Genomic DNA, 20,698 nt, shown 5'->3' with positions numbered 1-20,698 from the left:
ACTATGTTATCGAGGAAATCACGCCACAATTCTGCCAATGGGCGCGAGTCCAACGAATATAATTCAGGCAGGCTCGTAACGCCTCTTCCAAAATCATGGCGACCCAGATACCAATAAGGCCATAACCAAGATGAATTCCAAGGAAATAAGCCAAAGGCAAAGCAAAAAACCAACTTGCAATCAGCCCTAACTTGGCCGAAAACATAGCATCGCCCGAGGCACCAAGAGAAAACACCACGATCATATTTACTGAACGCGATGGCTCCATAATCAACCCCAGAAAGAAAAGTGCAGTACATAGCTTAATAACGTCAGCATCACCGGTGAAAATACCAAGAATCGGTTCAGAAAAAACAATCACAATGAGCGTCACGGCAATCGAACCAACAACGCCAATCACCGTATTTCGCTTTAAGCCCTGATCAGCTAAATCAAACCGTTCGTTACCAACATGATGCGCGGTAATAATCTGATTAGCCTGCGCAATAGAGAATGACCACAGCAAAATAAACGTCGATATCTGTAATACAAAGGTACGCGCAGCCAGAGCCAAATCACCGATTTCAATGACTAAAATCGTCAGTACAAGCTGAAACCCGTTAAACAGTATTGGCTCCATCGTTGATGGTATGGCAATACGCATAATTGGGCGCAAACGCTTTTTGAATTGCATCCAGACGTCACCAGACAGAGAAAAGCGATAATCAGAATTTCGGTGTACGTTAAACATCAACACCAGCAAGTACACAAAATAAGCCACGGCTGTAGCAATCGCCACACCTTGAACACCCAACTCTGGAAAGCCAAATAATCCAACAACAAGCAGAGTATTCAACACCACATTTACGATATTGGAGACGATAGAAGAAGCCAGATTCCAGCGCGTTTTCCCCAATGATGCCGCAATAGCGGAATAACCAAATCGCACCGCCATGAAGAACAGCGCGGGGCCAACAATCGAAAGATACGTGCTGATGTGAGTGCTAATCTCGTCGGAAGCACCCAGCCAACCACCCACAAAAGGATGCACCAGATAAACCCCCAAAGCGACAACAACGCCAAGCAAGGTGTTAATAATTAAAATCGCAGTAAAAGTATGATTAGCCTGATCTTTATTTCTAGCACCAAGAAACTGTGCAGCGACACTACCACCACCTTGAGCCATCTGCTTAAACAACATGATGATGACCGCCATCACCGCCTGAATGGCACCAAATGCTGCGGCGGCTTCCATCGACACCAAACTTAAAAAGAAAACATCGATAAAACCAATGGAATAGATCAATAGCATTTCAAGGCCAATTGGCCATGCTAAAGACCACAAATTCAGGTTAACGGAAGAATTAGAATCATTCCCCACTCGAACCACCCGATTTCGCCTTGCCTGCATCTGGCGTTTTAGTCACTTCGGGGGGCTTAACCTCCACTTTAACAGGCTGACGCTTGTCCAGATGCGCAAACATATTCAGCCCTTTCATTTTATCGAACTGTTTATCCAGATTTTGCATCTGCTTTTGGCGCTGCTTCGCATCGCTCTTGCTCACACCCATTGCCTCAGTATTCATGGCTTTATTTGCCATATTGCCAATATTCATTAGGGATTGAAGCCCCTTCATTGGATCTTTGGGCTGAGTGGATTGCATGGAAAATGAATACTGCTTTTTACCATCTTTGCCTTCGGTCGTTTCCACCTTGATCTTCGAGGCTTCCTGCTGCTCTTTAGAAGGAACAATACTTTTGAATGATTTGTCATTTACCAAATTATTTACAAAAGAACGCATGGCATCGGCTCTTGGATTGTCAGGAATTTCCTTGCCCGATCTTGGATCAATCTTGGTACGACCGTTGTCCTTACCCAGATCTTTTGCGCCAAACTGTTTTAGCGCGCCAAACATGGGTTTCATGGCATCAGCAAAGGCTTTGCGCTGCTCTTCAGTGGTGTTTTTCTGTTTATGATCGGCATTATCTAAAAACGGAGCTAACGCTGAACGCACCCCTTTGGCGGCAGTAAAAGCCTCTTGTGCTCCTTTTAATTTATTCAGTCCTTCCATGCCTTTTTTACCACCTTTGCCTAGTTTTTTTTGGTGGCTATCGAGCAAATTCACTGATCGCTTAAATTCAGTGTCATTACCATCCATACGCTTATTGTGGCCTTGTTTCACTCGACCAATCTGTTCGGAGATATGCTTGCGTTGCTTTTGATTCTGACCAATATGCTGTGCCAGCACTTCACTCATGGTTTTGGGACCTTTCATCTGGGAATGCTTGGCATCAACCCCCTGCCCCATCATAGTGGTATGCATGCCTCGTTTGGGCTTGCCACTCTCTTTTGAACCGGGCGGTTCAAACACAGCATACGCTCGCTTGCGCGAAGGTTGATTGTTGTCATCATCAGAATCGTTCATGTGCATCAACCAGCTTATTGTGTGGAAAGTCTATGTGTGGAAAGCCTAAAGATAGCGTGGGTAAGAATAACAGGCAACAGAAAACACGTCATATGCAAGGGTGATCTTATATTAAACAAGGACTTGTTGAGTGAGATTGCCGACAAGCATGAATGGCAACATGTTAAGAGATGCGGACCTGCGTCAGCATGACGACAAGATTAACTTTCGCTAAAAGTATTAGGTCTTATGACCTAAATTATTGAGGAATTTTCGTTGCTTGCCAGGCAATCACCTGCCACACACCATCACGTTTCAGGAAGGTTCCCGTGTTGTAGTAAAACTGAGTTTTAGTCGTTCCCTCTTCCTGCCATTCAGCCCCAAGCTTAAATGCAACAATAGCCGTTGTGCCGTACAAACGAATATCGGTTTCTTCTGCCCAGTATTTGGGATCAGGATTGTCACTTGAATCCGGACGCTTGCCTACTTTCTTCTCTTCTTTTATGCCATCAATAATAACTGACTTATCAAAACGCTTTCCGGCAGAACTGGTATACACCAAATCGTCTGCCCAGAACCGATTATGATTTTTGAAATCATCCCCCACCTTGTTGTCGAGAAAATCATTAAGCAACTGGTTTAAATCGCTTTTATCATCGGCAAGACTCGGAAAAGAGCAGGCAAGTAACAAGCCTAAAACAAGCATTTTGGTTATTTTTATCATCACGCGTTATCCATGTTTACTTAGAGCGGTTTAGTTCGATGACAAAAATAACATAGTTAAAACCAGGTCGTGAATGAAATTGGTCTGGCTACCACTTCATCGCCATTTCATCCAGGCAACGCAGAACTTCCATACTGGCTTCTTCCATTTGTTTGAGAAACACCATGCCCTCTTCCGGTTTATCGCATTTCAGCGCTTCAATTCCCATTTGATGAACACGCTTGTGAGGATCTTCCAAACGCTGATAGCAGGTCGTATTTTTATAAAGCTCAGCGCCTTCACCATTGTAATACCACTTACCCAGTCGACACTGGGTATGATCGGAAAATTCCTTAATGGACTTTTTAGACAATCCCAAAAACATCCGGTAAACATCAGCTTTCCATACCACATGATCCATTTTCACCGTTTGCACAAAGCTTTCTTTGTAAGAGCGTTCAACGATTTGGAACAAGTTTTTAGAACGATCCAGCACCTCTTTAACGGTAGAAAGCACCTCACGATTAGACTCCGAGACATTGTGACAATTGTCTGTCATGCCATTGATACGATGGTCAACCGTCACCATTTCCTTTTCAATGGAATTAACCAACCGACTGATTTCTTCGGTGGTTGTATTAGTGCGCTGCGCCAAGGCTCGCACTTCATCAGCCACTACCGCAAATCCTCTACCCTGTTCACCAGCACGAGCCGCTTCAATAGCAGCATTCAATGCCAACAAATTAGTCTGCTCTGAAATACCCCGAATGATAGTGACAAAGTTGGTGATTTGTTCAGTTAAGCCTCGAAGACTATTCACTCCCTCGCAGCTTTCCTTCGCTTGATTCTCGATGCCCGCCAAGGCTTCAGAAATACCGGAAAGAACTGTAGTACATTTATCAAAGTCGGTTCCCTGGTCGACTAACTTATGATGCTCTTCGCTAAGAATATCAGCGGCATCAGCCACCGTTTCGCGGATCGTGTTCATGGCTTCCGTTGATTCCATCAGCAAATCTCGAATTCCTGCCGCTAAATCAAGCTCTCTACGAGTGTCATCGTTTTCAGACCTCGTAATATTTACCTCATTTTCCAGCTGCCTTTTTGCATTTTCCAAAAGCGCAATTTGTTCCTTCAAAGGGTTGATATCAACAGCAGGTTCAGATGATAAGCGGTTAAAAAATCCCATAATTTCGTACCTATGTTGCTAACGGAGCTTTACACAACCCGAACATATTCGGCTGAAACTCCAAATAACTAAAACACTCTATTTAGAGTGTAATTCAAATTTCAATAATGTGATTAAATTGCAAGCAAAAGGAATTAAGCAGTAGAAATTGAGTAGTAAAAAAGGAGCTGTAAGATTAAAAAACCCGGTGCAGCAAATGCCAGACACCGGGTTTTGTAAATTAAGGATTGCAGCAATATAACTTGCGGCAACGAATACCTTAGTAGAACGTCCAGCCTAGTAAAAAGTAGCTCCCTCCTGAGCCATTTTCTTCAGGATCTCAGCAGGTGCGAAGCGATTACCAAACTGCCCATGGAAGTGCTCCAAACGAGCGAGCACATGGCTAATACCCAGCGTATCCATATAGCGGAATGGGCCACCCAAAAATGGCGGGAAGCCGATACCGAAAATAGCACCGATGTCACCGTCACGAGCGGAACGAATCAAACCTTCATCCAAACACATTGCCGCTTCGTTAAGCATCAACAACATACAACGCTCAGCAATTTGCTCTTTCGACAAGGTTTGCTTAACGCTAATGCCCAGCAATTTATAAACGCTTTCATCCACGTTTTTACCCGGCTTCTTGCCGCTGTACAGGTAGATACCACGTTTGTTCTTCTTACCTTTACGATCATCAGCCAACAACTTATCGAAAGCATCCGGCGCTTTAAAACGTTCACCCAAGTCAGCTTCCAGAATGGGAGAAATCTTGGAGCCTACATCAATGCCCACTTCATCCAGTAACTTCATTGGCCCAACAGGGAAACCGAAGTTAACCAAAGCATCATCAAGATGTTTAACTGGCTCACCAGACAACAACACATTAGCCGCTTCATTCATGTAAGGTGCCAAAATGCGGTTTACATAAAAACCCGCTCCGTCTTTAACAACGATTGGCGTCTTACCCTGACGACGAGCAAATTCCACCGTGGTAGACACGGTTTCGTCGGACGTTCCCTCATGCACGATAACCTCAGCCAACGGCATCTTGTCTACCGGAGAGAAGTAGTGCAAACCAATTACTTTCTCAGGACGTTTCGCTTTGGCTGCAATCTTGCCGATGGGAATCGAAGAGGTATTGGTCGCGAACACGGTTGATTCCTGACAATTCTCTTCAATGTCAGCCACCATGCGCTGTTTCAGATCCAAATCTTCGAACACCGCTTCAATGACCAAATCCACATCCTGATAACCAGAATAATCCAGCGTGCCGGTCAACAATGACATTTGCTTTTGCATTTGTGACTTGCTCATAAAACGGCGTTTTACCTTTTTATTGAGCAAATCGAAGGTGTACTTCATTGCGTTAGCTATGCCTTCTGGACGCACGTCTTTAATACGTGCAGGTACGCCCGCTTTAGTCGCAGTCACAAAGGCGATACCACCGCCCATCAAACCACCACCCAACACACCCACCTTTTTCACCGGAGCAGGCTCAACACCTTCAACACCGGTTTCTTTCTTCATTTCAGTGGTTGCAAAGAAGATATTGCGAAGCTGCTCAGATTCTGGGGTCATTACCAACTTACCGAAGAACTCGGCTTCCAATTGATAACCGCGCTTGCACGCTTTACCAGCGCTGGCTTCTAACACATCCAAAATCATTTCTGGCGCAGGATAATTGCCGCGAGTTTTAGCAAGGGTTTGCTTACGAGCTTGCTTAAACAGGAATTGACGTCCAAAAGTGGTGCGTTCCAGAACTTTGCCAACAAAGTTCAATTTTGGCCCTTTACGCTTGGGTTTACCCTTAAGCGCAAACTCTTTTGCCACATCCATTAGAATGCTTTGCGGAACGGCATCATCAACAATGCCATATTTCTTGGCTTGGCTTGGGCGAACCTGACTACCGGTCAGCATCATCTTCATGGCTTGCTGAATACCAATTAATTCAGGCAAACGTTGTGTGCCACCACTTCCCGGCAACAAACCTAATTGAACTTCAGGCACACCCAGAACCGTTTTATTGGCATCAGAACAAACACGATAATGGCAAGCCAACGCCAGCTCTAATCCACCACCCAATGCAGGCCCGTGAATGGCTGCAACAAAGGTAGCGCTCATATTCTGAATGCGGTCAAACACTTCCTGACCGCCCTTGGACAAGGCTTCCGCTTCTGCCGCCGTTTTGCACGCCGCCAACATGGTGATATCGGCACCCGCTACAAATGAGCTGGATTTGCCACTGGCTAACACCACGCCTTTAATGCTTTTATCCGCTTCGATGTCATCCAGCATCTTGGTGATTTCATCACCAAATTCAGCCTTCAAAGTATTCATGGATTCACCGGGGACATCCATGAGCAAGATCGCTACACCATCGTCACCTTTGGTTAGCGTAAATGCGCTTTTATTAGTCTCTGTCATAACAGCTATCCGGTAAATTTATTCAGTTTCAACAATCATAGCAGCACCCAGGCCACCAGCTGCACATGCGGTTAACAAACCCGTTCCGCCACCACGACGATTCAGCTCATTCAACATTTGCGTGATCATGCGCGTACCGGTTGCCGCAAAGGGGTGTCCGTAAGCAATGGAGCTACCCATTACATTGAACTTATCCATATCAATTTCGCCTGTAGCTTTATCACGCCCCAGTTTTTCTTTGGCGAATTTATCACTGGCAAACATCTTCACGTTCGCTAGCGTTTGCGCTGCAAAGGCTTCATGCATTTCAATCAGGGTAAGGTCGTTCAACGTCATGCCAGCACGATCCAATGCCATCGGTGTCGCATAAGACGGCCCCATCAACATATCTTCCCATACATCAATGGCAGCAAAGGCATAGCTTTTCAGGTAGCCGATTGGCTTGTAACCCAAAGCTTTTGCTTTCGATTCTGTCATTAAAATAATCGCGGATGCACCATCAGTAAGAGGCGTTGCGTTTGCCGCAGTCACCGTACCGTGTTTTTTATCAAAAACAGGACGCAGCTTCTTGTAGCCTTCCAGTTTGGAATCAAAACGGATGTTATTGTCTTTATCCAGTGCGCCTTTGAAAGGTTCGGCATAAGCTGTCATCACTTCATTGGCTAGCTTGCCTTCATTCCAGCTTTCTGCCGCTAATGAATGAGAACGATGTGCTAACTCATCCTGCGCCTCTCTGGTGATGCCATGGGTTTTCGCCATTTGCTCGGCAGTTTGCCCCATCGACAAACCAGTAGAATATTCAGCAACAGCAGGAGGAACAGGTAAAAGATCTTTTAAGCCCAGCTTTTTGATAATACCCCAACGCTGACCTAGCGTTCTCGCTTTCTGCAAATCAACCAAAGCACGGGCTAACTTCTTGGAAACACCAATAGGCGAAACAGACGTTGAATCTGCACCACCTGCAATACCCACGTCGATATTACCAACCAACATGGATTCGGCAATGTTTACTGTGGCTTGAAAACTGGTGGCGCATGCGCGAGAAACGCTGTAAGCATCAGTGCCTACATTCATCCCCGTGCCAAGCACGATTTCACGCGCAATGTTGGGCGCTTCAGGCATTTGAACAACTTGTCCGTATACGACCTGGTCAACCAATTCAGGTGACAAGTTATTGCGCACCATTAATTCGTTAACCACCATTTTGCCCAAATCAACCGCCGGTACACCGTGGAAATAGGTCGCCATCTTGGCGAACGGTGTGCGTAGCCCGGCAACAATTGCAATACGATCCCCTGCTTGGGTTGTCAGGTTTTGTTTAGGTGCCATCATCTACCTCTAAGTGGTCTGACCTGTTTAAAGGTCGGATTGTACCCATTGCGAACACAAATGAAAACATTTGATTAACATCGTTCACAAGAATTAGCACGGTTTGGTTTCTTTTCAATGGGTTAAATCAAGCTTGATAAACCGCAAAAATACCCCATTAAGCTTTGGTTAAGTCACAACATGCAGCATCTGCATGGAATTTTAGCAAGAGCAATATCTCTGGCTCGGTGGGCGGAAAATAATCACTCCTCCCCGAGATAGCAAGAGGAATTTACTAACCCTCACACCATTTGTTACAGGATATGGCTCGGCAACACCGACATCGGCGCATAAAGTGTCGGTATTAGAACTATTAGGGCGTGCCCTAGGCAAACATAACAGGAAACGACAGTACGTCATGGTTGTAGATGCATTTAATCATTTAAAACAGTACCTTGATTCTCAAGTTATTGGTCAACACGATTTTACCAAGAATATCCTTATTGCCCTGTTGGCGGATGGCCACCTTTTGGTTGAAGGCCCACCCGGACTTGCTAAAACCCGCGCCGTTAATGCGCTGGCAAACGGTGTCGAAGGTGATTTTCACCGGGTTCAATTTACCCCGGATCTTCTACCCGCCGACTTAACTGGCACGGATATTTATCGTCCTGAAACCGGGCAGTTTGTCTTCCAGCAAGGGCCGTTGTTCCACAACCTGGTACTTGCCGACGAAATCAACCGTGCTCCAGCCAAAGTGCAATCGGCGCTATTGGAAGCCATGGCAGAACGTCAAATTACTGTAGGTAACAAAACCTACAAACTGCCCGAACTGTTTTTGGTTATGGCCACCCAAAACCCCATTGAACAGGAAGGTACTTACCCGTTGCCTGAAGCTCAGCTTGACCGTTTCCTGATGCATTTGAACATCGACTATCCGGGAGCGGCTACAGAATTGGAAATTCTACGTTTAACTCGTGGCGAAGCCATTAGCAATCAGGTGGCAAAGCCTACACCTATTACTCAAGATACGATTTTTGCTGCTCGTAAATCCATTCTGGAAATGCATCTTGCCGAACCACTGGAACAGTATTTGGTGCAATTGATCATAGCCACCCGTCAACCACAACGTTATGACGACAAACTGGCCAACTGGATTGAATTCGGTGCCAGCCCTCGTGCCACTATCGCACTGGACAAGTGCGCTCGCGCCCATGCCTGGTTAGCAGGTAGAGATTTTGTTGGCCCCGATGATATTCAGGCCGTCTTCCACAACTGTATGCGCCACCGTGTACTGTGTACTTACGAAGCCGAAGCAGAAGGCATGACTCCGGATCAAATTCTGGATCGCATTTTACAACTGGTCCCAGTGCCATAAGGTTTTTCACAACGTTTTCATGATGAACGACAAATTGGCAATGCTAGACGCACAGCAATGGTTGCAGACGCATTTCAGCGATGGCTGCAACCTCAACATAAAAGAGTTACTGCAATATCGCAGTAAAACAGCGCTTATCGACCTCAACCCTCGCCGCACTATTCAGGCAAAGTTGGCGGGCAGCTACGTGACCAAAACCAAAGGTCGCGGTATGGAGTTCGACGAAGCTCGTCATTATCAACCCGGCGACGATATTCGCGCCATTGATTGGCGAGTCACCGCTCGCACCGGGAAAACCCACACCAAGCTGTATCGTGAAGAACGAGAGCGCCCGGTGTTCATTTTGGCGGATTTCTCTTCCAGCATGTATTTCGGCACTCAACTTCTATTCAAATCAGTGCAAACAGCGCACCTCGCATCACTGATTGCCTGGTCGGCAGCGAAGCGAGGCGATAGAGTTGGCGGCTTACTGTTCAACGAGCATGAACACCATGAGTTCAAACCACTAACGCGACAAAAAGCCGTTCTGGCCTTACTCAGCGGTATCGTGGATATGCATCAGGCGCAAAAAAAAGAACCGCAAAAAGCTCCACACGCTATCCATCAAACTAACCCCGGCTATTTTAGCGACGCCTGCGCTCGCTTACGCCGTTTGGCTCGCCCTGGCAGCCTGGTATTTTTAATCAGTGATTTTATGCATCTGGATGATATTGCAACTCAACACATCTCCCGTATCGCACGACACTGTGAACTGGTCGCCTATCAAGTCACAGACCCTTTTGAACACGAATTGCCCAAAGTATCTGTACCACATAATGTCTCGCTCACCGATGGCTTTAACTCGCAAACCATTACTTTGGGCGAAGAAAAAACCGCGCAACAATATGCCAGCGCACATGCACAAATGAGCGATTACATTCGCACCAGTTTGCAAAAATGCATGGTTCAACATATGGAAATCAGCGCCGCATTGCCTCTGGAACAACAACTCAACGGGCAAACCAGACGCACAGGGAGAAGCTGATTTGAATCCATTAGACCAATTAAAAGATATCCATCTGCCGGAACAAGTCAGTGCCTGGCCACCCGCGTATGGCTGGTGGATATTGCTTGTTCTGAGTTTACTTGGCGTTTTTCTATTAGTTCGCTGGTGGCGTAATTATCGCTTTTTTATGCAAGCCAAGCGCGACACCAAAGTCCTTCTATCTCAATTAGATAGTTCACAATCCGACTGGCCAGCCCAACTGAATGAGCTACTAAAGCGCCTATGTATTAGTTACTTCCCTCAGGAACAAGTCGCGAAACAATATGGTGAACAATGGCTTCAGTTTCTTGCGGCTCAACTGCCAGAAAAGAAACGCGAGCCATTTATTGAAACTATGACCCCTTGGCAGCACAGCTTGTATCAAGCCAATGCCGAACAGGTGGATTTTGAACAAATCAGAAGTTCCGCAATGTCTTGGTTAAACAACTTTAAACCATCTCGCTCAGCAAAAGCTGGCCTGGCAGTAAAGAGGGAAGCAAAGAGAGAGGTAAAGCATGTTTGAGTTTGCCTGGTTGTGGGCGTTTGCCGCCCTTCCCTTACCCATTCTGTTCCGCTTAATCCCCGAAAAGAAGCAAGGGCAATTCGCAGCATTGAAAGTCCCCAAGCTCACCAGCGGTATTGCAGTTTCCACCGGAAAAACCGGCACCAGCAAATGGCGCTTATTGATCGCCACTCTAGCCTGGATCGCTTTAGTCACAGCCGCAGCTCGTCCACAATGGTTAGGTGAACCAGTAAGCATTCCCGCCGAAGGTCGAGACCTGATGTTAGCGGTGGATTTATCCGGCAGTATGAAAATGGAAGACATGGAAGTAAATGGTCAGCAAGTTGATCGTCTAGTCATGATCAAGCACGTTATGAAAGACTTTATTCAACGCCGTGTCGGCGACCGTCTAGGCTTAATCCTGTTTGCCGATACCGCTTACTTGCAAACGCCTCTCACCTACGACAGAGACACAGTTGAGCAATTTCTGAATGAAGCCGTGATAGAGCTGGTCGGTGAGCAAACTGCCATCGGCGACGCTATTGGTTTGGCGGTAAAACGATTCCAGCAAAAAGAGGATTCCAACCGCGTGCTGATCCTCTTAACCGACGGACAAAACACCGCTGGTAATATTACGCCGGAACAAGCAAAAGAACTGGCGATTTCAGAGAAGATTACGGTTTACACCATTGGTGTCGGTGCCGACCAAATGCTCATGCGCAGCCTGTTCGGTACACGTCGAATTAACCCTTCTCAAGAACTGGACGAAGATATGTTGCAAGGCATCGCGCAAAGCACTGGAGGTAAATACTTCCGAGCCAGGGATACAGAATCGTTACAGGAAATCTACGCCACGCTGGACGAGTTAGAGCCAGTTGAACGCGACACTCGACAAATGCGCCCGCTACAAGCCTTGTTTTATTATCCGCTGGCATTGGCATTGTGCCTGTCACTCTTGCTTGCCTGCACGCCATTTCTAACCATGATTAGCCAGAAGTTGAAATCCTGATGTTAGTAGAATTGCAAGATTTTCACTTTATCAGACCCATGTGGCTGCTCGCCATTGTGCCATTGCTGCTATTGGTAATGGGCTTAAAGTACATTCAAAAACAACAATCCGGATGGCAAGGGGTTATCGCAAGCCACCTGTATCAGCATCTGATCAGTGTCAAAGGTGGCAAAACACAACGCCCGCCATTGTTTCTGTTAGGTTTTGGGTGGGTACTCGCCTCTATCGCTTTGGCAGGGCCAACCTGGGAGCGTTTACCGCAACCGGTGTATCAATTACATACCGGCAAAGTGGTTGTCATGGATATGTCCATGTCGATGCGAGCCACTGACATCACACCCAATCGCCTAAGTCGAGCCAAATTCAAAGCGATTGATTTGGTTAAACAAGCCGGTGAAGGTGAAATTGGTCTGATTGCCTACGCAGGTGATGCCTTCGTGATCAGCCCGCTTTCCAGTGACATTCAAAACCTGACAGCCTTGATCCCAAGCCTTGCTCCGGAAATCATGCCAACGCCCGGCAGTGAGCCGCAGTATGCCATGGAAGAAGCCATTAAATTGCTCGACAGCGCAGGCTACAAAAAAGGCGAGATATTCTGGATAACCGACGGCGTAGACATTACGCAAGTAGCACCTATCACTCAAATGATTGCCAAGCATGACTATCGCTTGTCGATTTTGGGCATCGGCACGGAAGAAGGTGCGCCAATCAAATTGCCAAACAATGAATTAATGAAAGACTCACGTGGTGCTATTGTCATTCCTCAGTTCGAAAGCAGCCCACTGAAGTTACTAGCAAGAAAAGGCAAAGGCCGTTACATCGACATGCAGCCCACCGATCAGGATATCGAATACCTGATTGAACAAGAGCTAATGGAAAGGAATGTTGAACAAAACGAAGGCAGTGAAGGCAACTTTGGCGACCAGTGGAAGGAAATGGGGCCTTATCTTATCTTGTTTATTCTTCCTTTTGCCGCCTATGCATTTAGACGCGGAATCTTAGCCGTGCTCTTGTGCGTTATGCTGCCACTAGCGCCACCGCAAGCCAAAGCGGATTGGTGGAGTGATCTGTGGCAACGACCCGATCAACAAGGCATGCAATCCTTCAATAAAGAAAACTACGCCGACGCCAGCGCTCAGTTTGATGACCCTATGTGGAAAGGCAGCGCTGCCTATCGTAATGGCGATTATGAGCAAGCCATTGAAGCCTTCTCGCAATTGGATACCGCTGAATCCAATTACAATCTGGGTAATGCCTTGGCGAAGGCGGGCGATCTGGAGCAAGCCATTGAAGCCTATAAAAAGGCATTGCAGCAGGATCCGAATCATGAGGACGCAAAAATAAACAAGGAATTGCTGGAACAAATGCAACAACAGCAGGAACAACAGAACCAGCAAGATCAGCAAAACCAGGACAATCAAGAACAACAAGACAAGCAGGAGCAGTCTCAAAATCAGGATCAGTCCGATAGTTCTCAGCAGCAACAAGATCAAGAGCAGCAAGACCAGCAGCAGTCCGATTCAGAAAATTCAGACCAGCAAAATAGCGATCAACAGCAAGAACAAGATCAGCAAAACCAGTCTGAACAGGAAAAAGAGCAACAGGAACAGCAAGAGCAGAAATCGGAACAAGAACAATCCGAACAAGAAGAATCAGAGAAGGAACAAGAGCAGCAAGCTGAAATGCAGCAGGAAGAGTTAACTGATGAACAAAAGGAGCAACAACAGAAAATGCAAACCTTGCTACGTAAGGTGCCTGATGATCCGGCTTATCTGTTAAAGCGCAAAATGCTATTAGAACAAGAACGACGTAAAAGACAGCGTTTACCAAGTCAAGCAACGAGGAACTGGTAATGAATAAGCAAATCGGAAAAACAGCAATGCAATGCATGCTATGGTTAGCCGTTTTGTTCACGGCTCCCCTTTATGTATATGCGGATGTCACGCAAGTCACCGCAACCGTCGACCGCAACCCGGTGATGGTGGATGAATCCTTTGTGTTGGAGATCATCGCTAATGATAGCGTTGACGCAGATGCACTAGACACTTCACCACTGTTGAAAGACTTTGTGGTTGGTCGCACTTCCACCAGCCATCAAACACAAATCATCAATTTTGATACCAGCAGAACCACGCGCTGGTCGACGGTGTTAATTCCTCGTCAACCAGGTATCTATACCATTCCTTCCTTCACCATTGAAGGTCAAAGCAGTCAGCCTGTCAGACTCGAAGTGTTACCGGTTTCGCAAAGTAAAGCGGCACAAGGGCAAGATGTCTATCTGACGACCGAAGTCGATTTGGAAGAAGTGTATTTGCAACAGCAGGTACGCTACACAGTGAAACTGCATATTGCCATGGATTTGCAGCGCGGCAGCCTGTCAGCGCCTAGCATGCAAGATGGGGAAATTGAACAGGTTGGTGAAGACAAGGAATATTCAGAGATTATCAATGGCCGTCGTTATCGCATAATTGAAAGGACATTCTCGATTATTCCTCAGAAAAGTGGCGAATTTACCATTCAAGCTCCCTATTTTGAAGGTGAAGTATTAGACAACAGCCGCCGCTCCTTCGGTTTCTTTAACCGTACTCGCACCATCAACAAAGTGGGCAAGAACATCTTCTTGAAAGTGCGCCCTATTCCTACTGATTTCAAACATCACTGGTTACCCAGCGAACACGTTGAAATCCACGACGAGTGGCAAGGCTTGCAAGGCGAGCTAACCGTTGGTGAACCTGTCACACGAACCATCACCCTGACTGCACTAGGTGTGGTTGAAGCTCAGCTACCAGAAATCGGTGGTGACTATCCAGAACAAGTGAAGACTTACCCGGATCAGGCAGAAACCACCACAGTTCAGCGCAATGGCACCTTTGTCGCACAGCGTAACGAAAGCACCGCGATTATTCCAAATGAGGCCGGTGTACTGATTATCCCTGCGGTGAGCGTTCCCTGGTTTAATGTGGTTACTGGCAAAACTGAATTTGCTACCTTGCCGGAAAAGCGTTTAACGGTAAAAGCGGCTCAAACCACAACAACACCAGCACCGATTCAAGCACCAGATCCAGCAACCGTGGCACAACAGCAAGCGCCCCAACTACCATTGGCTCAAGCGCCATTAACATCCGCCCCCATCGCTCCTCAATGGTGGTCAATAAGCAGTTGGATTTTACTGGTGCTATGGTTAGCCACACTGATGTTCTGGTGGTTAAGTAGCCGGAAAAAGCAGGCTCTAGTCACGACCAGTGAAACACATGGCAATTACACGGAAAAACAACTGTGGCAACAATTACAGCAGGTTGTTCAACAGCAGGATGCGCAAAATCTTACAAATTATTTGCAACCCTGGCTTGCAGAAATATGCAGAAATCCACAACAATCATTAGCGAAAAGCGTTGAACAACTGCAAAACGGTGAATTAAAAGCCCTATTGGACACGCTGTTTGGTAATCGTTTTGGAGGTAGTAACCACCAGTCAACAAACAGCAATGAGTTGTTCTCTGCATTGAAGGATCTACTAATAACATTACGGAAACAAAGCCGGGATAAACCGGTAATCAAGGGTACACAGTTACACCCTCTTTATCCGAACACGCAGTAAAAGGTAAGTCTAATGATGAAATTAAAACCACTTGTTGTTGCCACTCTGTCGGCACTCTGGTTAGCGGGTTGTCAAAAAGCTGCAGAGCCAGAATCGACCACCACCCAAGCAGCAAAACCTCAAACTGAGCAGACTGTTAGTGCAGAAGCTGAAAAGCCGATGACTGAATCAGAGCGCTTAGCCAAGTTCTTTGCAGACGCATTTCAGGAAGATCTTAAAGAATCGCCTTTATACCAATCGTATTTGGGCATTAAATGGGATTACGATAAATGGGATGAAATCACCGAAGAACGTGCAGACGAATACGTTGCTCGCTTGCAACAACGCTTGGAAACACTGGCAGCTTTCGATACCAGCAAGCTGACAGAACAAGATTTACTAAGTAAAACCATCTATGAATTAGATACCAAACGCCAATTGGCTAATGATGAATTCCGTCATCAAGAATACATCATGCATCAGTTCCGTGGTTTTCATACCATTGTCCCAAGCTTCCTGATCAACATTCATCAGGTTAACGACCTTTCCGATGCAGAAGCCTATGTAGGCCGTCTACAAAAAGTAGACCATTTATTTGATCAAGTTATTGATCAACTGCGCATTCGTGAAGAAAAAGGCATTTTCCCACCGAAATGGTCTTACGAACAAATGGTTCAGGCTTCTAATAATGTCATCACAGGTCAACCTTTTGATGACTCAGAGCAGGACTCTACTATCTGGGACGACTTTAAAGGTAAAGTCAGCAAACTGGATATCAGCGATGAGAAACGCAACAAGTTGTTGAGCGATGCCAAAGCCGCCTTGATTGCATCGGTATTGCCAGGTTATCAAAAACTGATTAAAGAACTTGATAAACATGCTGGTTTGTCACCTGAAGGCGATGGCGTCTGGCGCTTACCAGAAGGCGACAAGTGGTATAAAAACCGTTTGGAATGGTTCACCACCACAGATTTAACAGCCGATGATGTTCATAACCTGGGCTTAAAGCATGTTGACCGCATTCACAATGAAATGATGGCCATCAAAGATAAAGTGGGCTTTAAAGGTGATTTACCCGCTTTCTTCGAGTTCATGAGAACCGACAAACAGTTCTACTATCCAAACACCGATGAGGGCCGTGAGCGTTATATGGCGGAAGCCACTGCGTTAGTAGACGAAATGCGTACCAAGCTGCCAGATTATTTTGGTTTGTTACCGAAAGCGCCAATGATCGTAAAACGTGTTGAAGCATTCCGCGAGCAGTCAGCAGGTAAAGCTTTCTATCAACGCCCGGCTCCAGATGGTTCACGTCCAGGTGTGTACTATGCAAACCTATACGACATGAATTCTATGCCGACCTACCAAATGGAAGCTCTGGCTTACCATGAAGGTATTCCGGGACATCACATGCAATTAGCGATTGCCACTGAACTGGAAGGCGTTCCTGAATTCCAGAAGTTTGTTAACTTTACTGCTTATACCGAAGGTTGGGGTTTATACACTGAGCAATTAGCGAAAGAAATGGGCTTCTATCGTGACCCATATTCCGATTTTGGTCGCCTTTCCATGGAACTATGGCGTGCTTGTCGTTTGGTTGTAGACACTGGTGTTCACGCTAAAAAGTGGAGCCGTGAAAAAGCAATCCAATACCTAATCGACAATACACCCAACCCGGAAGAAGATGCGCGTAAAGCCATTGAGCGCTATGTTGCAATGCCTGGTCAGGCAACAGCCTACATGATTGGTAAGCTGAAAATTGTCGAAATTCGTGAGCGCTTAAAACAAGAACTGGGTGATAAATTCGATATTCGTGGTTTCCACGATGAAATCCTGAAAGATGGCCCGGTTCCATTGAACTTGTTAGAAGAAAAGCTGAACAAATGGGCTGCTCAATTAAAACAAGCTTAATCAAGGGCTTCCCTAATTAAAAAAACAGCCGCCACCATCGATTCTGGCGGCTTTTTTTTTTAGCAAGGCTCCAGCTTAACCCGGGGCTTGTCGTAACTCCAAAGGGGTTTACAATGGGCTTGGACTCTTAGCTTGTAGATAGCCGGATCAAATAAAAAAATGATTTCTCGAAAGCAAAATCAGCAAAGCACGGTCTCTCAAAACATGGCTGATAAACAAAAGCGCTATGAAGCGCTCGTACACACCTACCATGCAGACCTATACAGGTACGCCTACTGGTTGGTGAAAGACAAACATATTGCAGAAGATATCGTGCAAGAGGCATTTCTGCGCGCTTGGAAATCATTAGATTCACTCAATGACGAAAAGGCAGCGAAATCCTGGCTTATCACAATATTGAGAAGAGAAAATGCACGCCGCTTTGAACGCAAGCAATTAGATGTGGTCGATATGGATGATGTGGTATTGATGGATAACGATGTCTCTCAGGAAGGTAAAATTGAGAATAGAGAATTACGTCGTCATATCGCGGCACTTAACGAAGAATACAGAGAACCATTAATCCTTCAAGTCATGTTTGGGTTTAGTGGTGAGGAAATATCAGAACAACTGGGACTCAACAAAAATACCGTAATGACCAGATTATTTAGGGCGAGAAATCAGTTGAAAGAAGCTATCGAAAATGACTCTAACATGATGGGGAAAGCGAATGGATGATTTAGAATTTCGCCGTCAGGTTTATGCTGATCCTGGCAGCAAAGATCCCGCATTATTAGAGGCGGCAACTCAAGATCCCGCCAAGCAACAGTTTTGGGACGAAATGAAAAGCATGAACAGTGACATCGAAAATGCACTGGACGTGCCTGTACCCAGCGAATTGGCTCATAGGCTCATTTTGCGCCAATCAATAGAAAGCCATAACCGCGATCGTAGTCGTAATCGAATGCACATCGCACTGGCGGCATCTGTTGCCTTTGTTATTGGTTTAAGCTTCACATTATTTAACAGACAGCCCACCATCTATGAATTAAGCGATGTGGCTCTGCGTCATATGTATCACGAAGCAGACTATGCCTTGTCGGTCGACGACAATGTGCCTTTGGCTGATGTCAATGCCAAGCTGGCGTCATTTGGTGGCGAACTCAAAGAACCGTTTTCACGCGTATATTTCGCGAGTTATTGCTTGTTCGACAAACAACGTTCTTTACATTTGGTATTGGGCAACGGCGCAGACAAATTCACCGTATTTATTACCCCCAAGGAAGACAACGAAATCTTTACAGGGCATTTTGAAGACGAAAACTACTTTGGACGAGCCTGGCAAACCAGCAAGATGAATGTGGTCGTACTGGCAGAAAAAGCCAAACCGACAGAACAAAGCATGGACGAAGTACGAGGCAAAATGCTGTTTTCGATCTAAATAGCTGTGTTTAATTGTCAGTCACCCATAGAGATTTATCGCAAACTCGCCGTGGATACTTCCATGTAGGCTCCACAGCCGCTTCGTCGATTCATCAAGTGAAAAGCAGGGCTGAGGGTTTGCTCCTAATTCTCTACAGGTGACTGATAGTTTGGAACTGGTATTTAGGTATTCGTGTTACAAGCCAAACGCTCAATCCTGAGCGTTTGCAAATTTCTCCTTTACTCAAACCCGCATTGACCGCTAGACTCTGACCTCCGTCCAGACATAAAAAAAGCAAGAAAATCTTATGGATGCATACACTCTCGCCTCTTTAGCACTGTATTTTTTGGTCATGCTCGCAATCGGCCTTTATTCCTACCAACAATCAGAAGCCGATGTCGCAGGTTTTTTATTGGCAGGTAGAAAAGTCAGCCCGGCCATTACCGCCCTGTCCGCCGGAGCGTCCGATATGAGCGGTTGGATGTTGATGGGATTGCCCGGCGCCATGTACATTTCAGGCATGTCCAGCACATGGATAGCCATCGGATTAGTCATTGGTGCGTTTTGTAACTATTTACTGGTGGCGCCAAGGCTCAGGGTGTATACCGAGTTAGCAGACGCACTAACCATTCCCGACTACTTTGAGCACCGTTTTTTAGATAGCAGCCACACCTTAAGAATTATCTCCGCAATTGTTATCGTGGTGTTCTTTACCCTTTATACCTCGTCAGGCGTTGTCGCTGGCGGTAAGTTGTTTGAAAGCGCCTTTGGCATGAGCTATTACACAGGATTGTACGTTACCACTGGCGTTGTAGTGGCTTACACCATGTTTGGTGGCTTTATGGCCGTGAGCATGACCGACTTCGTACAAGGCTGCATCATGTTTATCGCCCTTATTCTGGTTCCTGTCGTTGCCATATTAAACATGGGTGGCGTTAGTAATACCTTCAATCAGATCGAAGCCATTAACCCCGATTTACTGGCCATGCTCAGCGGCACCAGCATCCTTGCCATCATATCCAGCATGGCCTGGGGCTTGGGTTATTTTGGTCAACCTCATATTATTGTGCGCTTTATGGCAATCCGCTCTGTTAAAGAAGTCCCTGTTGCACGTAATATCGGTATGGGCTGGATGATTGTTTCTATCATAGGTGCATTAATGGTGGGATTAACGGGCGTAGCCTTTGTTGCGTTGAATAAAATAGAACTCACAGACCCGGAAACTATCTTTATCGTATACAGCCAAATTCTGTTTCATCCGCTTATTACAGGCTTCCTGCTTGCGGCTATTTTAGCGGCAATAATGAGTACCATTTCCTCGCAATTGCTCGTCACTTCAAGCTCTCTGGCGGGCGATCTTTATCATCGTTTTTTACGTAAAGAAGCCACACAGAAAGAATTATTATTGATCAGCCGTGTCTGCGTTGCTCTGGTGGCTATCGTGGCGATTGGCTTAGCCTACGACCGCAGCAGTTCAATATTAAGCCTTGTCAGCAATGCATGGGCAGGATTCGGCTCAGCCTTCGGGCCTGTCATATTGTTTTCATTGTTCTGGAGTAATATGACACGCCTTGGTGCTATTGCAGGCATGATAACGGGTGCATTCGTTGTTTTGATCTGGATATACGCCCCTGTCAACATTGATGGACAATCCTTAAGTTCACTCATGTATGAAATGGTTCCTGGATTTATTGCAGCATCAGCCATGATATGGATAGTAAGTAAGATAACCACCTCGCCATCCAGTGATATCCTTGAACGCCATGAAAAAGTAACTGTTTTAATTCACAAATAGTATTTGAAAATGCGATTCATACACTACACTTACGGTAGTACATTGACAGGTTGAGGTAGCGTTGCTGATGAGTCGCTATTCTTTTATGATTCAAATTTTAAAAAGCAATGCGAATTTCT

At 46.0% G+C, this 20,698-nt stretch carries 16 protein-coding genes and 1 pseudogene; 10 read left to right on the top strand and 7 right to left on the bottom strand.

Features of this window, described 5'->3' with window-relative positions; genetic code table 11:
* Nucleotide 1: 1 nt before the first annotated feature.
* The 7 genes and pseudogenes from KIH87_RS07100 to fadI form a co-directional block, all read right to left on the bottom strand.
* Nucleotides 2–1,360, bottom strand: a complete 1,359-nt coding sequence (locus KIH87_RS07100) for an MATE family efflux transporter (RefSeq protein WP_232360836.1) — start codon at nt 1,358–1,360, stop codon at nt 2–4.
* Nucleotides 1,350–2,405, bottom strand: a complete 1,056-nt coding sequence (locus tag KIH87_RS07095) for a hypothetical protein (protein ID WP_232360835.1) — start codon at nt 2,403–2,405, stop codon at nt 1,350–1,352. The genes KIH87_RS07100 and KIH87_RS07095 overlap by 11 nt, the downstream gene beginning before the upstream one ends.
* Before the next feature lie 238 nt (nt 2,406–2,643).
* On the bottom strand, nt 2,644–3,108 hold the full coding sequence (locus KIH87_RS07090) for a nuclear transport factor 2 family protein (protein WP_232360834.1): 465 nt from the start codon (nt 3,106–3,108) through the stop codon (nt 2,644–2,646).
* 88 nt (nt 3,109–3,196) lie between these two features.
* Nucleotides 3,197–3,472 carry a CZB domain-containing protein gene (locus tag KIH87_RS19490; RefSeq protein WP_408635806.1) on the bottom strand — a complete coding sequence of 92 codons (276 nt, stop codon included), beginning with the start codon at nt 3,470–3,472 and terminating at the stop codon, nt 3,197–3,199.
* Nucleotides 3,473–3,607: 135 nt separating this feature from the next.
* Nucleotides 3,608–4,075 (bottom strand): annotated as a pseudogene (locus tag KIH87_RS19485) (methyl-accepting chemotaxis protein); the annotation flags it as partial.
* 474 nt (nt 4,076–4,549) lie between these two features.
* The gene (gene fadJ, locus KIH87_RS07080; RefSeq protein WP_232360832.1) at nt 4,550–6,679 is read right to left on the bottom strand and encodes a fatty acid oxidation complex subunit alpha FadJ; all 2,130 of its coding nucleotides are present in this window, start codon (nt 6,677–6,679) and stop codon (nt 4,550–4,552) included.
* An 18-nt stretch (nt 6,680–6,697) separates the two neighbouring features.
* On the bottom strand, nt 6,698–8,008 hold the full coding sequence (gene fadI / locus KIH87_RS07075) for an acetyl-CoA C-acyltransferase FadI (protein ID WP_232361442.1): 1,311 nt from the start codon (nt 8,006–8,008) through the stop codon (nt 6,698–6,700).
* 397 nt (nt 8,009–8,405) lie between these two features.
* On the opposite strand from fadI, the gene KIH87_RS07070 reads away from it, so the two are divergent.
* From KIH87_RS07070 to putP, 10 genes are all read left to right on the top strand, one after another.
* Nucleotides 8,406–9,362, top strand: coding sequence for an AAA family ATPase (locus KIH87_RS07070; protein ID WP_232361441.1), 957 nt, complete (start codon nt 8,406–8,408; stop codon nt 9,360–9,362).
* Between the two features lie 40 nt (nt 9,363–9,402).
* Nucleotides 9,403–10,386: a DUF58 domain-containing protein gene (locus KIH87_RS07065; RefSeq protein WP_408635805.1), complete on the top strand. Its 984-nt coding sequence runs from the start codon at nt 9,403–9,405 to the stop codon at nt 10,384–10,386.
* Nucleotide 10,387: 1 nt separating this feature from the next.
* A complete protein-coding gene (locus tag KIH87_RS07060) occupies nt 10,388–10,909 on the top strand; it encodes a DUF4381 domain-containing protein (protein ID WP_232360830.1) in 522 nt (173 codons plus the stop codon).
* On the top strand, nt 10,902–11,897 hold the full coding sequence (locus KIH87_RS07055; RefSeq protein WP_232360829.1) for a vWA domain-containing protein: 996 nt from the start codon (nt 10,902–10,904) through the stop codon (nt 11,895–11,897). The genes KIH87_RS07060 and KIH87_RS07055 overlap by 8 nt, the downstream gene beginning before the upstream one ends.
* Nucleotides 11,897–13,750 carry a vWA domain-containing protein gene (locus KIH87_RS07050; RefSeq protein ID WP_232360828.1) on the top strand — a complete coding sequence of 618 codons (1,854 nt, stop codon included), beginning with the start codon at nt 11,897–11,899 and terminating at the stop codon, nt 13,748–13,750. The genes KIH87_RS07055 and KIH87_RS07050 overlap by 1 nt, the downstream gene beginning before the upstream one ends.
* A complete protein-coding gene (locus KIH87_RS07045) occupies nt 13,750–15,495 on the top strand; it encodes a BatD family protein (protein WP_232360827.1) in 1,746 nt (581 codons plus the stop codon). Before KIH87_RS07050 ends, KIH87_RS07045 begins: the two co-directional genes overlap by 1 nt.
* Nucleotides 15,496–15,507: 12 nt before the next feature.
* Nucleotides 15,508–17,382 carry a DUF885 domain-containing protein gene (locus tag KIH87_RS07040; protein WP_408635795.1) on the top strand — a complete coding sequence of 625 codons (1,875 nt, stop codon included), beginning with the start codon at nt 15,508–15,510 and terminating at the stop codon, nt 17,380–17,382.
* 159 nt (nt 17,383–17,541) lie between these two features.
* Nucleotides 17,542–18,099 carry a sigma-70 family RNA polymerase sigma factor gene (locus KIH87_RS07035; RefSeq protein WP_232360826.1) on the top strand — a complete coding sequence of 186 codons (558 nt, stop codon included), beginning with the start codon at nt 17,542–17,544 and terminating at the stop codon, nt 18,097–18,099.
* On the top strand, nt 18,092–18,802 hold the full coding sequence (locus KIH87_RS07030) for a DUF3379 family protein (protein WP_232360825.1): 711 nt from the start codon (nt 18,092–18,094) through the stop codon (nt 18,800–18,802). Before KIH87_RS07035 ends, KIH87_RS07030 begins: the two co-directional genes overlap by 8 nt.
* A gap of 289 nt (nt 18,803–19,091) precedes the next feature.
* Nucleotides 19,092–20,579, top strand: coding sequence for a sodium/proline symporter PutP (gene putP, locus KIH87_RS07025; protein ID WP_232360824.1), 1,488 nt, complete (start codon nt 19,092–19,094; stop codon nt 20,577–20,579).
* Nucleotides 20,580–20,698: the final 119 nt, after the last annotated feature.

This window comes from Paraneptunicella aestuarii (assembly GCF_019900845.1).
GTDB lineage: Bacteria > Pseudomonadota > Gammaproteobacteria > Enterobacterales > Alteromonadaceae > Paraneptunicella > Paraneptunicella aestuarii.
Note: the sequence above shows the minus strand (reverse complement) of the source record. Positions and strands in the feature narration are given on the sequence as shown.